Annotated in this window: 16 protein-coding genes; 6 read left to right on the plus strand and 10 right to left on the minus strand. The window is 65.4% G+C overall.

Translation table 11 applies throughout. The features are described from left to right. Nucleotides 1-8 precede the first annotated feature (8 nt). From ACXJJ8_RS01200 to ACXJJ8_RS01225, 6 genes are all read left to right on the plus strand, one after another. On the plus strand, nucleotides 9-1,802 hold the full coding sequence (locus ACXJJ8_RS01200; protein WP_499026393.1) for an acyl-CoA dehydrogenase C-terminal domain-containing protein: 1,794 nt from the start codon (nucleotides 9-11) through the stop codon (nucleotides 1,800-1,802). A 75-nt stretch (nucleotides 1,803-1,877) separates the two neighbouring features. After that, nucleotides 1,878-2,543 carry an HNH endonuclease gene (locus ACXJJ8_RS01205; RefSeq protein ID WP_499026394.1) on the plus strand — a complete coding sequence of 222 codons (666 nt, stop codon included), beginning with the start codon at nucleotides 1,878-1,880 and terminating at the stop codon, nucleotides 2,541-2,543. 46 nt (nucleotides 2,544-2,589) lie between these two features. Then, nucleotides 2,590-3,699, plus strand: a complete 1,110-nt coding sequence (locus ACXJJ8_RS01210; protein WP_499026395.1) for a hypothetical protein — start codon at nucleotides 2,590-2,592, stop codon at nucleotides 3,697-3,699. Nucleotides 3,700-3,745: 46 nt separating this feature from the next. Then, entirely contained in the window at nucleotides 3,746-5,650 is a 1,905-nt protein-coding gene (gene dxs / locus ACXJJ8_RS01215) for a 1-deoxy-D-xylulose-5-phosphate synthase (protein WP_499026396.1), read from the plus strand. Nucleotides 5,651-5,789: 139 nt separating this feature from the next. Beyond that, nucleotides 5,790-6,152: an Hpt domain-containing protein gene (locus ACXJJ8_RS01220; RefSeq protein WP_499026397.1), complete on the plus strand. Its 363-nt coding sequence runs from the start codon at nucleotides 5,790-5,792 to the stop codon at nucleotides 6,150-6,152. After that, on the plus strand, nucleotides 6,133-7,824 hold the full coding sequence (locus ACXJJ8_RS01225; protein WP_499026398.1) for an ATP-binding protein: 1,692 nt from the start codon (nucleotides 6,133-6,135) through the stop codon (nucleotides 7,822-7,824). Before ACXJJ8_RS01220 ends, ACXJJ8_RS01225 begins: the two co-directional genes overlap by 20 nt. Nucleotides 7,825-7,830: 6 nt before the next feature. Here the strand turns inward: ACXJJ8_RS01225 and ACXJJ8_RS01230 are convergent, their stop codons facing one another. From ACXJJ8_RS01230 to ACXJJ8_RS01275, 10 genes are all read right to left on the minus strand, one after another. Further along, a complete protein-coding gene (locus ACXJJ8_RS01230; RefSeq protein ID WP_499026399.1) occupies nucleotides 7,831-9,444 on the minus strand; it encodes a POT-type proton-dependent oligopeptide transporter in 1,614 nt (537 codons plus the stop codon). 116 nt (nucleotides 9,445-9,560) lie between these two features. After that, nucleotides 9,561-9,875: a hypothetical protein gene (locus ACXJJ8_RS01235; protein WP_499026401.1), complete on the minus strand. Its 315-nt coding sequence runs from the start codon at nucleotides 9,873-9,875 to the stop codon at nucleotides 9,561-9,563. Between the two features lie 448 nt (nucleotides 9,876-10,323). After that, nucleotides 10,324-11,571 carry a low temperature requirement protein A gene (locus ACXJJ8_RS01240; RefSeq protein WP_499026402.1) on the minus strand — a complete coding sequence of 416 codons (1,248 nt, stop codon included), beginning with the start codon at nucleotides 11,569-11,571 and terminating at the stop codon, nucleotides 10,324-10,326. 37 nt (nucleotides 11,572-11,608) lie between these two features. Continuing rightward, nucleotides 11,609-11,953 carry a hypothetical protein gene (locus ACXJJ8_RS01245; RefSeq protein WP_499026403.1) on the minus strand — a complete coding sequence of 115 codons (345 nt, stop codon included), beginning with the start codon at nucleotides 11,951-11,953 and terminating at the stop codon, nucleotides 11,609-11,611. Nucleotides 11,954-11,999: 46 nt separating this feature from the next. Then, on the minus strand, nucleotides 12,000-12,422 hold the full coding sequence (locus tag ACXJJ8_RS01250; protein WP_499026404.1) for a PaaI family thioesterase: 423 nt from the start codon (nucleotides 12,420-12,422) through the stop codon (nucleotides 12,000-12,002). A gap of 22 nt (nucleotides 12,423-12,444) precedes the next feature. After that, the gene (locus tag ACXJJ8_RS01255; protein ID WP_499026405.1) at nucleotides 12,445-12,726 is read right to left on the minus strand and encodes a hypothetical protein; all 282 of its coding nucleotides are present in this window, start codon (nucleotides 12,724-12,726) and stop codon (nucleotides 12,445-12,447) included. Nucleotides 12,727-12,982: 256 nt separating this feature from the next. Next, entirely contained in the window at nucleotides 12,983-13,615 is a 633-nt protein-coding gene (locus ACXJJ8_RS01260) for a YjaZ family protein (protein WP_499026406.1), read from the minus strand. 105 nt (nucleotides 13,616-13,720) lie between these two features. After that, nucleotides 13,721-13,984, minus strand: coding sequence for a hypothetical protein (locus tag ACXJJ8_RS01265; protein WP_499026407.1), 264 nt, complete (start codon nucleotides 13,982-13,984; stop codon nucleotides 13,721-13,723). After that, nucleotides 13,981-14,274 (minus strand): XAC0095 family protein, encoded by a 294-nt coding sequence (locus ACXJJ8_RS01270; protein ID WP_499026408.1) that lies wholly within the window; start codon nucleotides 14,272-14,274, stop codon nucleotides 13,981-13,983. The genes ACXJJ8_RS01265 and ACXJJ8_RS01270 overlap by 4 nt, the downstream gene beginning before the upstream one ends. Before the next feature lie 302 nt (nucleotides 14,275-14,576). Continuing rightward, entirely contained in the window at nucleotides 14,577-15,050 is a 474-nt protein-coding gene (locus ACXJJ8_RS01275) for a hypothetical protein (protein ID WP_499026409.1), read from the minus strand. Nucleotides 15,051-15,063 lie beyond the last annotated feature (13 nt).

Raw genomic sequence — 15,063 nt, forward strand, 5'->3', positions numbered from 1 at the left:
CCGGGTCGATGGGAAGCAGTTACCGCGCGCCGCTCGAGGACATGCGTTTCGTCATTCACGACGTCCTCGGGGCCGAACCCCTGTTCGCGAAACTCGGCTTCGACGAAGCCACGCGTGATGTCGTCGACGCGATCCTCCAGGAAGGCGCACGTTTCACCGAAACGGTGCTCGCCCCGCTCAACGAGATCGGCGATCGCATCGGTTGCACCTACGACAAGGCGACGGGCGAGGTGCGTACGCCGCCGGGCTTCCGCGAGGCATACGAAAAATTCGTCGACGGCGGCTGGAGCGGGCTGGTCTCGCCGGTGGAATTCGGCGGACAGGGCATGCCGCACCTGGCGGGCTTGCCGCTGAAGGAAATGATCGACGCGGCGAACCTGGCGTGGGGCAACTTCCCGCTGCTCTCGCACGGTGCGACCGAAGCGCTGTTGCATCACGGCGAAGCGTGGCAGCAGGAGGCCTTCCTCAAACCGATCATCGAAGGACGCTGGACCGGCACGATGTGCCTGACAGAGGCGCACTGCGGCACCGACCTCGGCCTGCTGAAGACGCGCGCGCAACCGCGCGACGACGGCAGCCATGACATCACCGGCACGAAGATCTTCATCACCGCCGGCGAACACGATTTCACCGAGAACATCGTGCACCTGGTGCTCGCGCGGCTTCCCGACGCGCCTGCGGGGTCCAAGGGCATCTCGCTGTTCATCGTGCCGAAGATGCGCGTGGGCCGCGACGGTGCGATGGGCGAACGCAACGCGGTGCGTTGCGGTGCGCTCGAACACAAGATGGGCATCCATGGGTCGGCGACGTGCGTCATCAACTTCGACGGCGCGCAGGGTTACCTGATCGGCGCGCCGCACAAAGGCCTGCTGGCGATGTTTACGATGATGAACACCGCGCGCCTGGCCGTCGGCCTGCAGGGCCTCGGGATTTCGGATCGCGCTTACCAGAACGCATTGCACTACGCGCGCGAACGCTTGCAGATGCGTTCGCTCACCGGCGCGAAGTTCCCAGACAAACCGGCCGACCCGATCATCGTGCACCCCGACGTGCGCCGCATGCTGCTCACGTGCAAGGCGCTCATCGAAGGCGGCCGCGTGCTCGGCTACCACGCCGCGTCCCTGGTCGATTTCACGACCCATGCGAGCGACGAAGGCGAACGCAAACAGGCCGACGCGCTGCTCGGTTTCCTCACGCCCATCGTCAAGGCCTGCCTCACCGAGTGGGGCGTGGAATGCACCTACCACGCACTGCAATGTTTCGGCGGGCACGGTTACATCGCCGAGCACGGCATGGAACAACTCGCGCGCGATGCACGCATCACGACCTTGTACGAAGGCACCACCGGCATCCAGGCGCTCGACCTGATGGGCCGCAAGGTGATGCAGCAGCAGGCCGCCGGATTGCAGGTGTTCCTTGGCATGATCGAAGCGTTCTGCAAGGAACACGCGGACGATGCCTCGCTTGCCGAGTTCGTCGAGCCGCTGCGTGCGAAGGCTGCCGAATGGCAGGCGCTCACGATGCAGGTCGGACAGCGGGCGGTGGGCGATGCCGATGAAGTCGGCGCCGCGGCCTACGACTACCTCTTCTATTCGGGGTATGTCGCGCTCGCGTATTGGTGGGCACGCAGCGTCGCGGCGGCCGAAGCCTCCTCGCAATCGGCTGCATTCAAGGCGGGCAAGCGCGAGACGGCACGCTTCTTTTTCGCGCGCCTGCTGCCACGCACGAGCGCGCACGCAGCGGCGATCGCAAGCGGCGCGGCGGCGCTGATGGCGATGCCGGCCGAGCGTTTCGGAGACTGAGTGCGCAAAAGGGGTCCGGATATGGCTGGGTTGGGTATTCCTCCGGTCATCGAAGGGGTATAACCTCGACTCTCGATGGAGACCGATAGAGCGCCCCTTCGCCTCGTTGTTCCGCCTGTCGCGGAACCCGCAGCTATCGAAGACCGCAAGGTCGTCGACATGCAGGCCGCCCGCATCCACGCGGTGCGCCTGCTCTCGCTCGACGCCCACGGCCGCGTACTCGACTGGATGAGCTGGCAGGACGCGGCGTGCCTCTACGCGCGCGGCGCCGTCGCCTGGACGCTCGGCGATCCCTGCATCACCGTGCACGGCGGCCTGTGTCGCGCGACCGGCGCGCAGAGCGTGCTCGACCTGCATCCCATCGTTGCCGCCAAGGGCCATGCACGCCCGCAGGCGCTCGATCCCACGCCTGCGCTGACCAATGCCGCATTGTTCGCGCGCGACCAGCACCTGTGCCTGTACTGCGGCCACGAATTCCCGCGCCCGCACCTCACGCGCGACCACGTCATGCCCTTGTCGAAGGGCGGGCGCGATACGTGGGAGAACGTCGTCTCGGCGTGCTTCCACTGCAATTCGCGCAAGGGCGGCCGCACGCCGCAGCAGGCCGGCATGCCCTTGCTCGCCGTCCCCTTCCGCCCGAGCTGGATCGAACACCTGATCCTCTCCAACCGCCACATCCTCGCCGACCAGATGGCGTTCCTGAAATCGCACTTGCCGAAGCGAGCGCGTTCAATCGCGTGAACCGCCGCTGTACACTCCGGACTTTCCTGTCCCGGATTCGCGAAAGATGGCTTTGACGCTCGGCACCACCGGCATGGACTCCGCCACGGAGGCCGAACTCCGCGCCGCATTCCTGCAGGCCAACGCAACCCAGGGTGGCCGCTGGAAGCTCGTCCCGGAAGCCGAGGCCGACTACGTCGTCGTCGACATGGACAGCATGTACGGCCCCATGAGCTGGCTGCGCCTGCATGCCGCGGGCAAGCAGGTCATCGGCCTGACCTCCGCGCCGCGCACGCAGACCGACTTCCGCCTGGAGCGCCCGATCAACAGCGCCGGCGTGGCGGCGATGCTCGACCAGATTTCCGGCGGCGGCAGCGTGAGCGCGCCTTCCGAACCCGTCGCCCAGGCCGTGCCCTCCGGCATGAGCCCCTCGCCGGTGCCGAACGACCAGTTGCCGGAAGAAATGCCGCTCAAGCCGCGCGAAGACCTGCGCGCGCCCTCGCCCGCGCCGAAGCTGCCCGATTCCGTGCAGGCCGGCTCGCTCAAGCCGACCACGATCGAACCTGCGCCTGCGCCTGCGCCCGCGCCCGCACAGGTGGCCACCGTCGCGCCGCCGCGCGAACGCCGGCTCGGCGACTGGTTCGCCCCCGGCGAACTCCAGGGCAAGCTGCGCTACCAGCTCGGCAACGGCCCGGCAGTGCTGATCGACGCAGACGCACGCCAGTACCACGGCCCCGCTGCGCTCAAGCCGCTGGCCGGTTATTTCGAAGGCGCGGTGAAGCGCGATCATTTCGGCTCGATCGACGATGCCACCTTCGCCCGCGAAGCCACCGCGCTCGGTGCCGCGCAACCGCTCGCGCGCCTGCAGTGGTACGGCGGCCTGCTCGCCGGCCAGGGCCAGTTGTCGCCGGGCTTCGACCCCTCGGCGCAATACCGCCTGACCAAGTGGCCGCAGACCGAGCGCGAATTCCCGAAGCACTTCCGCATCGCCACCGCGATGATGAAAGGCCCGGCCTCGCTGGACGAGGTCGCCACCGCGAGCGGCGTGCCGTTCGAGGACGTCGTGGATTTCGTGAACGCCAATCTCGCCACGGGCTTCGCCGAAGTGGTCTCCGACGAGCCTGAACCCGCGGAGCCGCAGAAGGGCGGGCTGTTCGGGCGCTTGCGGGGCAAATGACGGCCGGCGGCTTACAATTGCCGCCTTGTTGTCGCAGCCCCCCAAAATGATCGACTCCACGCGCTACCCGCGCCTGTGCCGGATTTCCACGCCGGCCGACCTGCGCACCTTCGCCGAAGACGAACTGCCGGCCATCGCCGAGGAATTGCGCGCCTACCTGATCGAATCGGTGGGCCGCAGCGGCGGCCACTTCGGCGCCGGCCTGGGCGTGATCGAACTCACCGTCGCCCTGCATTGGCTCTACGAGACGCCCGACGACCGCCTGGTCTGGGACGTCGGCCACCAGTGCTATCCGCACAAAATCCTGACCGGCCGCCGCGACGACATCCACACGGTGAAGCAGAAGGACGGCGTCGCGCCGTTCCCGAAGCGCGAGGAAAGCGAATACGACACCTTCGGCGTCGGCCATTCCTCCACCTCGATCTCCGCCGCGCTCGGCATGGCGATCGCCAACGCGCGCGCCGGCAACGCGCGCCGCGTGGTGGCCGTCATCGGCGACGGCGCGATGACCGCGGGCATGGCCTACGAGGCGTTGAACCACGCCGGCGGCATGGACCCCGAGCCGGACCTGCTCGTGATCCTCAACGACAACCGCATGTCGATCTCCGAGAACGTCGGCGGCCTGACCAAGATGCTCGGCCGCATGACCGGCAGCAAGACGCTCAACGCCTTGCGCGAAGGCGGCAAGAAGCTGCTCGGCGACAAGAACAACCCGACCGCGCGTTTCGTGCGCCGCTGGGAAGAACACTGGAAGGGCATGTTCGTGCCGTCCACGTTGTTCGAAGAGATGGGCTTCCACTACACCGGCCCGATCGACGGCCACGATGTCGACGCGCTCGTCGCCACGCTGAAGACGCTCAAGACCCTCAAGGGTCCGCAGCTGCTGCACATCATCACGACGAAGGGCAAAGGCTACGAACTCGCCGAAGGCGACCAGATCGGTTACCACGCGGTCGGCCCGTTCGACCCCGCGCAAGGCCTGGTCAGCAAGCCCGGCGCGAAGAAGCCGACCTACACCGACGTCTTCGGCGATTGGCTGTGCGACATGGCGGCCGCCGACGAAACGCTGCTCGCCATCACCCCGGCGATGCGCGAAGGCTCGGGCCTGGTGCGCTTCAGCAAGGAATTCCCCGATCGTTACTTCGATGTCGCCATCGCCGAACAACACGCGGTGACGCTTGCCGCCGGGATGGCGTGCGAAGGTGCGAAACCTGTCGTCGCGATCTACTCGACGTTCCTGCAGCGTGGTTACGACCAGCTCGTGCACGACGTCGCGATCCAGGACCTCGACGTGTTGTTCGCGATCGACCGCGGTGGCGTGGTCGGCCCCGACGGCGCGACGCACGCGGGCAACCTCGACCTCAGTTTCCTGCGCTGCGTGCCGAACATGGTGGTCATGGCGCCGGCCGACGAAAACGAATGCCGGCAGATGCTCACGACCGGTTTCAGGCACATCGGTCCCGCAGCCGTGCGTTATCCGCGCGGCACCGGCCCCGGCGCGGCCGTGCTGGAAGCGCTCGACACGCTGCCGATCGGCAAGGCCGACGTCCGTCGCAAGGGCGCGCGCATCGCCCTGCTCGCCTTCGGTGCGATCGTGCCGGCGGCCGACCAGGTGGGCGAACAACTCGGCCTCACCGTCGTCAACATGCGCTTCGTGAAGCCGTTGGACCGCGCGCTGTTGCTCGAACTGGCCAAGTCGCACGAAGGCTTCGTGACGCTGGAAGACAACGTCGTTGCAGGCGGCGCGGGTTCCGGTGTCGCCGAACTGCTTGCCGCCGAAGGCCTCGCGCACCCGGTGCTGCATCTCGGCCTGCCCGATGCATTCCAGCATCACGCGAGCCGCGAACAGTTGCTCGCCGAAGCGGGACTCGACGTCGCCGGCATTCGCGCATCGGTGCTGGCGCGCTGGCCCGCGTTGCAGTCGACCGCGGTCAAAACCGCCGCCGGGTAAGCCCGCGTCGGGCCCTAGCGGTCCGCGCATTCAACAAGCGCGCCACTGCCGGTCGTCGGGACAATGCGCCCTCTCCTTGTCGCGGCCGTTCTTCCGGGCGCACGATGGCGCCGTTTTTCGCGGTTTTGAAAGGCTGCGCGTGAACGTGGAAGGCGAACGCTTCTCGACGCTGCGTCGGTTGTTCCCCGACGAGCGCACGCTCGTGCGCGTGCTCGGCGCATTCGGCGCGGCGACACGCGAGGATCTGCGCACGCTCGGGCAGGCGCGCATGCGCCTGGACCTGCGTGGCATCGCCGAAGTCGCGCACAAGTTGAAGTCGGCGTGCGCGCAGGTCGACGATTCGGTGACCGCCGATCTCCTGGAAACGCTGGAAGACGCTGCAACGATGGGCTCGTCGCCATCGCTTGTTGCTTCGCTCGTCGACGATGCCACCGTGCGCGTCGCCGAACTCGCAGACGCCGTGGAAGCGTACGTTGCCGCACATGACACCGCTGCTCGCTAGCGCGCTGGTCGGGATCGCGTTGCTCGCCATCGCGGTGGCAGCGTGGCTCGCGTGGTCCATGCGTGCAGTGCAAATGCAATTGGCCGAGTCCGAAGCGCGCCGCGCCCGCCTGGACGAAGTGGCCAACAGCGTGCCCGGCGCGATCATCGAGTTCCTGGTCCGCTTCGACGGAACGACGGCGTTGCTGTTCGCCAGCACGCCGGCGGGGACGCTGTCCGGCTTGCCGGTGGAATGCATGATCGCCGACTACGGCAACTTCGAAAAACTGATGGACCCCGAGGACGTGGTCCCCGTGCGCATGCAGGTCGGTGCCGCGGCGATGGCGCTCACGCCGGTCCGCGTCGAATATCCGATCACGCACGCGCAAACCGGCGAACGCCGCTGGCTCACCGCATTCGGCATTCCCACGGCCGTGCCCGAAGGCGTGTTGTTCCGCGGCCACGTGCTCGACATCACCGAACAGCACGACACGCAGGTCAAACTCGCGCACGCCCTAGAGGAACTCGAACGCGCACGCCGCACGGCGGAAGAAGCCAACGATGCCAAGTCCACCTTCCTCGCCAACATGAGCCACGAGATCCGCACGCCGATGAACGCGATCATCGGCATGTCGCACCTGCTGCTGAAAAGCGACCTCGCGCCGCGGCAACGCGGCTTCGCCGACCGCATTCACCAGGCCGGCGGCTTCCTGTTGCGCGTGATCAACGATGTGCTCGACGTATCGAAGATCGATGCGGGGATGCTGCAAATCGAACACGTCGCCTTCGACGTCCGCGAATCGCTGCGCAACGTCATGGTCATGGCAATGGAGCGCGCGGCGGCGAAGGGGCTGGAGATCACGCTGCATGTCGCCGACGATGTGCCGCAGTGGCTGCTCGGCGACGCCTTCCGCATCGAGCAGATCCTCGTCAATTACGTCAGCAATGCCATCAAGTTCACCGACGCCGGCGAAATCGCGATCGGCGCGCGCGTGCTGGAGATGGACGGCGATCGCGTGCGCCTGCGCTTCCACGTCCGCGACACCGGCGTCGGCATTCCCGGGCACGTGCAGGAACAGCTGTTCAAATCCTTCCACCAGGCGGATGCATCGACGACGCGCCGCTACGGCGGCACGGGCCTGGGGCTGTCGATCTCGCGCAAGATCGCCGAAGCGATGGGCGGCGACGTCGGCGTCGAAAGCGTGCCCGGGCGCGGCGCGACGTTCTGGCTTCAACTCCCCTTCGACATCACCGACGCGCCAGCGGACGCGCACGAAGCCGTGGCGAACATCGACCTCTCGCAACTGCGTGGACGCCGCATCCTGCTGGCCGAAGACAACCTGTTCAACCAGGAAGTGGCGCGCGCGCAATTGGAAGAACTCGGCATCGAAGTGGATGTCGTGGACGATGGCGCGCAGGCGATCGAACGTGCGCGCGCCAACGACTACGCATTGATCCTGATGGACATGCAGATGCCCGTGCTCGACGGCCTCCAGGCCACGCGGACCCTGCGCGCCGATGCGCGCCTGCGCGAGCTGCCCATCATCGCGATGACCGCCAACGTCCTCGAACACGACCGCCAGCGCTGCCGCGACGCGGGCATGGACGACTTCATCGGCAAACCCTTCGAACCCGACGCGCTGCGTGCGGTGTTGTGCAAATGGCTCGCACCGGCGGAGAGCGTGGTGCGCTGATGCGGATCAAGCGGCGCGGTAGTTGTCCTGCATCTTGTAGCGCCTGGCATACCACGCGAACCCCGCCGCCGCGGCGAATGCAAACGCCGCGAAGAAGAACATCAGGAACGCGTTCTCACTCAGCCCGGTATTTGCGATGTGCGCTGTGACCGCGTCGTTGCGCACGCCGGCATTGGTCAGCAACACCCACAGGCTGCCGAAGGTACTGGTGAGGTACCAGAACGCCATGATCACGCCCTTCATCGCCTGCGTGGCCTGGCTGTAGGCGAACTCGAGCGCTGTCGCGGAGACCAGCACTTCACCGAAGGTGAGCAACAGATACGGCGCGATCTGCCACGCCAGCGAGACCTGCGAACCGCCATCGATCCACAACTGCAACATGCCCGCGCCGATCCACGCCACGCCCGCGAACACGATGCCCGTGCCCATGCGTCGCAACGCCGTCGGCTCCAGCCCCATGCGCCGCAGCGCGGGATACAGCACGAGATTGTTGAATGGAATGATCAGCATGATCAGCGCGGGGTTCAGCGCCTGCATCTGACCGGCATCCTTCACCAGGAAGCTCGGCCACCACCACGCCGTATGCGGAATGACCATCTCGCGACCCTGGATGACCCACGTCGACGCCTTCTGGTCGAACAACGACCAGAACGGCGTGGTCAGCGCGAACACGATCAGGATGCGCAAGACAGCGCGCACGCTGTCGACCGTCGCATCCGGATGCCGCCCACGCGCGCGTTCCAACTGCAACGACGTTCCGATGCCGCCCGACGCGATCAACACCCCGAGCGCGAGACACGCGGTGATCACGAATCCGAAATCCGCCGGCCACCACGCAGGCCCGACCGCCCACGCCATCAGCAGGAACACGGCGAGCGCGCCGCCGAATGCGGCGACATACAACCCCGGGCGCCCGGCACCGTTGGTCGACGTCAACGCCGTCTTCGCCACGTGCATGAAGGAATGCGGATCGTGCGCCACCGGCGGCACGCGCACGTATTGCTTGCGCCCCATCCAGAAGATGATCGTCGCGATGAGCATCAACACGCCGGGGATCCCGAACGCCACCGCCGGCCCATAGGAACGCAGGAACAACGGCATCAGCAGCGAGGCAAAGAACGACCCGAAGTTGATCGCCCAATAGAAGGCGTCGAACACCACCTTCGCCATCGACTTGTTTTCGCGCGTGAACTGGTCGCCGACGAAAGACACCACGAGCGGCTTGATCCCGCCCGACCCCAGCGCGATCAGGAACAACCCGGTGTAGAACCCGTTGCGATCGTCCTCGAACAACGCAAGACACGCATGCCCCGCGCAGTAGATCAGCGAGAACCACAACACGGTGTTGTACTTGCCGAAAAAGCGATCCGACAACCACCCGCCGAGCAGCGGGAAGAAATACACGCCGATGACGAAGCTGTGGAAGATGTCCTTCGCCGCGCCGTCGCGATCGCCTTCCGGCACGTAGGCCAGGATGACGCTCGAGATCAGGAACTGCACCAGGATGTTGCGCATCCCGTAGAACGAGAAACGCTCGCAGGCTTCGTTGCCGATGATGTAGGGAACCTGGCGCGGCAGGCGCGCAGGCGATGCGAGGGTGTCGCCGGGAGTCGTCGTCATGGGGCGGGCGTCGGGACGTCAACCCGCACTGTAGCCGACCGCATACCCGCCCGCGCGGCCCCGCTCTGAACGGGGCCGCGGGACGCACCACGCAGGGCGGGGGCCCCGCGATTGCGCTATTGCATCGGCTTCCAGGTCAGCGAGCCCGTTGCAGAACGCATGACGAGGATCTTCGCCACCTTCTGCGTGCAGGCCTCGGCCGCTGCGTTCATCAACTTCTCGCGCAGCTTGTTGGTCTGCGTAGGATCATTGATGCTCAGCACCGCCTCGACTTCCTTGAGCGTGGGCTGTGCAGGATCGCTGCACGCGATGGTGATCGTGCGGTCCGAGTCTTCTGCCTTGACCTCGATGGAACCGAGCGCTTCCTGCGCCAGCGCGGCACCGCTGGCGAACAACACGACGGAAAGCGCGACTACAGGGGCGTAACGCATGCGCGTCTCCTTCCGATTCGGCGGACGACGGCCTGTCGTCCTGGGTCCGAGCCTCGATCATTGACATGCATGCGGCCGTAAACAAATGACAAAGGTTGGTGAACCGACGGATGTGCCGACGAACGGATGACTCATCCGTTGTGAAATGACCGCGATGTGCGAGCGAATGCGTTGTTGCGGCGCGGGAAGAAAGAACCCCCAGCCCCACCGCTCACGTACCTTCCTTACCCTTGAGGTAGACGATCACACCGAGAGGAGCAAGCCAAACCCCATCAACGCTGCGGCGATCAGCGTTTGATGCTCACCGGGAATGATGGGAATGCTTTTTCAGGATGCGCTCGTTCGGATCGCCCAATAACGTCGTTGCGCCGATGCCGAATACCAGCAAAGGGATGTAGTACTTCCAGATCAATTTCAACATGGATATCTCCGGCAAAAACCGTAACCGTTATCCGCCCAGCGACGCCGCCTCGTGCCGATGTCCGCGCCACTCGTAGCCGATCACCGTCACCACCGGGGCGAGCATCAACAGGCACAGGCAGATCGTCATGTCCACCCCGGCCGCAGCCGCCGCGATCGCGCCCACCATCACCGCAACTGTCGCGGCCAACAACCCGATGTGGAAGGGATCCACGCGGCGCACCAGGTAGGTATACAACCCGTAGATCGCAAGGATGTAAACGCTGACCGGGATCGCCGTCGCCAGCAACGTGGCTAGCGCACTGATGTGCGCCTTGTGTTGCAGGTAATACCCCGCCACGTGCAGCCCCGCGCCCGTGGCCACGATGCTCGTGACGATCAGCAACTGCGTGTACGCCCACTTGAACTCGCGCCGGCGATGCACGTGCAGCACGAAGCCCGACGGCAGGATGTAATACATCCACCACATCCCGAACGTGAGCCCCACCCCCGCGATGCACACCAAGGCGACATCGAGCGACCACCCTTCGACATCGACGACCGCCGACAACGAGGCGACCGTCCCCACGATGCCCTCGCCCATCGCGATGATCGCGAACAGGCTGTAGCGCTCGGCGATGTGGTGCGCATGCCACGGCGTGCCGCCGTGCAGGCGTTCGGAGATCCACGGCAACGCGAGTTCCATGCCGATGAGCGCAAGGATCGCCACGAACGTCAACGCCGGCGGGAACGCGGCGAAAATCATCGCAAACCACCCCGCCTGCGCCACGGAGATGGTGAGCGCATACATCAGGCAGGTCTGGCGCCGCGCCGGGTCCTGCCGCGCCGCGCGCAACCACTGGAACACCATGGCCATGCGCATGATCACGTAACCGAGGACCATGATCCCGATGTCCAGGCGCCCATCGTCGACTTCCAGCGAGGCGAACATCCGCGGCAAGCCGAGCGCGAACACCAGCACGCCACTCATCTGCGCCATCGTGGCGAGCCGGAACAACCAATCATCCGTGTCGTACGCCGACGCGAACCACGTGAAGTTGCTCCACGCCCAGCAAATCGCGAACGACGCGAAGCCGAAACCGAGTAAGGCATTGGCGTAGTGGCCTTCGGCAAGCGCATGCGCGAATTGCGCGGCGGCCGTGCCGAAGGCGATGACGAAAGTGAGGTCGAAGAGGAGTTCGAGTGGCGTGGCGACGCGATGCGGCTCGTCGGGATCGCGCCCGCGCATGGGGCGGAAGTGGTGGTGCAGGGTTTCGGCGGTGGGCGGTTGGGTCATGGGGCCACGTCGCCTGCAAATGGAATCGAGCCTTAGCCTAACCCGACAGGTGACCGCCTTCGCGCCGCGGTTTCGATGACATCCGCGCACACGCCGCCATCCACGCCGGCCGCCGCACTTCCCTGCGCGCCCCACTCCCCGGCAACCCGCCCCGCTTCTCCATCCACCGCTCGATCCACCACATCCCCTGCGCCTGCGACCCACACCGCGCCTGCAACACCGCCATGCGCCATTGGATTTGCGTGTGCCAGCGCCCGGTGCGATCGCGCATCACCATCGCGATGCAGCCGGCGTTCCACAGCAGGTGCGCGGAGCCTTCCTGCAGCAGCCAGCGGCAGGCGGGTGGTAGCGGGCGCGTGGGGGCGACGTAGCGGAAGGCCATGCGATGCGAGCGTACGGGCGCGCGTCGCGCGGGTTGCGAACGTGCGTCAGCCCGACTCGCGCATGTTTGCGATCGTCGCCTGCATCAGGGCGATGGTCTTCGCTCCGCCATTGCGCGTGCCGATCACTTCGGCCGTGCACACCGTGAGCGTTTGGCCGGCTTTGACGACTTTCCCGATAGCCACGAACTCATCGGCGAGCGCGGGGCGCAGCAGGTTCACCTTGAATTCCACCGTGAGCACGTTGCAACCCTCCGGGGCGACGGTCATCGCTGCGTAGCCGCAGGCGCTGTCGAGGATGGTGGTCAGCGCGCCGGCGTGGAGGAAGCCGTTTTGCTGCGTGAGTGCGGGGGATGGCGTCAGCGCAATGTGGACTTCGCCGGGTTCGACGGAGACCAGGCGCGTGCCGAGGGTATGCATCAGGCCCTGGGCCGTGAAGCAGTCGGTGACGAGTTGGTGGATGTCGCGCATGGGGGGATCGTAGCGTGTTGCTTCAGCGCCCGTCCCGCCGGTAGTACAGCAGGATGGGATCGCGATGTAGGCGCCACAGGGTCCATGCGCCGATGGCGAGGGACACTGCACCAGCGACGAGCACTGGCGCAGCCAGGTAGCGCAGGATCGAAGACACGGCCGCCGCTAGCGGCCCCGCGCGTTCCAAGAGATTTGCGATCCACGCAACGCCGACCGACGTCGCCAGAATCAAAAGCAAGCCGCCCCAGAACTGCCTGTCCGCACGCCGCATCGTGCGGCGCTGCCATGCATGGAAATTGCGCATGTCCCTTTCTCCCGTTATGGAATGACGGCAAGATGGGAACGCGATGTCTCACGGGTTGCGAACCGAAACATCCCGCAACCTGGAGAACGCGTTGACAGTGGATTGGCGGATGACTACGCTAACTCCAAGTTCCCTAGCCGGTGCAAGGAACTGCCCGCCACCGCAAGGTGGTCCAGCACGTGCTGATAAGAGGATTCCGGACCGCTCGACAAAAGCCCCGCTCACGCGGGGCTTTTTTTTCAATCGCCGTCTTGGGTCATCGATGCGGACGGGGTGATCCCAAGGTGTTTGCGCAAACGGTTGCGAAAACAAGAGCTCGTTTGCGCTGCACACCCATCGGCCGATCCTTGAGGTAGGCGCTTTGGACGTACATCACCAAGCGTGGATTTGCTTCATCCGTTCGGTACAAGTCGAAATACGCCTGATAGTGCGCTGCGTCGCGGCTCGTGCCATGTGGTTTCCACACCATGTAGTTGTGGCGCCCTGCCCCGTAACACCTGGTCTTGCCATCTGCCAGCCCTCTGATCATCGATGGCAGTTGCTTTGAAAGCGTATAGCGTTGCGGTTGGAATACGCGCACGCTGCGCCCCGCATCAAGCCAGAGGCGTTCCGACCCGTCCGCGATCTGATGCGCCCCCGGCACGTATGCTTCGGTGCATACGTGACAATCGAAGACGACGCGGATGTCGATGGACAAGGGAGGGAGTTCGCCGCGCGCCGCCCTGCTCAACTTCATGTCGAAAGGCCACAAGTGCGAAAAGGAGACCGCCTCTCCATCGATTCGCCTATCTCGCCAGAACGCCCATTGCGATGGATTGCGCCATGGAAAACGGGCGAGGTCGGTTGGAGGTGGGCTTGGCGAAATCGGCAGGCGCGTGAGCGTCTTCACGCGTTGCCTATGTCATGCACTTGACCGTGCAAATTCGATGCATCCATGCATCACGTCCTTGTTGATTTCGTGCTACCTCGCCAATGGCGCAGCACTGGGTTTCAGCTAGCGCAAAGATCGCTCTTCATGCAGCCATGTCTGCACGAGTTCGGCATTGGGAATTGCAGACGTGACATCCCGAGTCGCCGATTCGATCGCTTCGGAAGCCGACGCCGCCTCCCGGCTGAAGTCCAACGAGATCTGTCCTCGACGTCCGATCCCCACCAGCGCGTCCAGACAACCCGCTTCGGCGAGCGCATCGATGTACTGGTCCGCATCGGCAGCAGCATCCGGCAAGCGGAAGCGCAGCGAGAAGTCGTGTCTTGTCATCGGGCGTTCCTCTTCTTCGTGGTGCGCACAGGTGCCGCCGCCGCAACGGCCTCCGACCAATACGTCGACTCCACGATCGCCCCGATGTCCCGCGACAGGCGCAGGAACCACCACGCCAACGCATCCGGCCGCAGCCTCGCGTCATATGCACTGGCCACGGTGCCGACATCGGTGAGTTGCGCCATCAGGCGCAGGTGCTCGCGCAGCTGGACGAGTTCGACGTGCGCGTGTTCGGGCAGGGCGTAGACGGTGGGCGCGCGCTCGTTGGGCGCGCCGGGGGCGTGTTGCATGGCAACCTCCTTCGATCGGAAGAAACCTTGCGCCGCGGATCGGCGCAAGGAGTGTCGGGAGGTTGAAAGGCCGCAAACAGACGGTCGAACGTATTCCCCCTCGCGGGGTGTTGTATTGGGTCCCCTCCCGACGCAGGGGATACACGTTTGGCGCGTTCCTTGGCGCCGACTGTTTGAGGAGCTTTCAAACTCCGGAACGAAGAATGCCGAAGCGCGCCCATGCGGGGATATCAGGCAAAACCGCGAATTGGTGTCGGATTTGTCCTACACGATGAACGCGCGAGGCCGAAATCGACGCGCGATCAAGCTGCGCCCGAGGGCTTCGGTTTTCGCCTGCCCTGTTTGGCGAAGCGCTCGGACAAGCCCTTCACCGACTCCTCCAGGCCGTGCGACGGGCCGAACACCTTCAACATGGTGTAACCCGCGAGCGCGGCCTCGAACACATCGCTGCCGAGGGCAGCCTCGGTGTCGGCGCAAAGCGTGGTGAGCCGCTGCAGCGCGACGTTGATGCGCTTCATGCGGTCGTAGGCTTCGAGATCGGCGCGCATTTCGTCGACGTCCAGCGACGGCGGCACCAGGGCGCGATTCTGTTCGAGCAGTTGGTGCGTCTCGCGCGCGAACGGCTCGTTCCGCTGGCCCATCATGTTCATCGTCCTGCGTTCGCCGGCCTCGAACGCGACCAGTTTCTTGAGGACCGCCTCGATCTGCGCGATCGCGGCGAGGACAGTGCGCTCGTCTTCTTCGCTGATGACGAGGGAAGCACGATTCTGTGACATGCGAAATCTCCGT

Source organism: Lysobacter sp. P5_C4 (genome assembly GCF_054049695.1).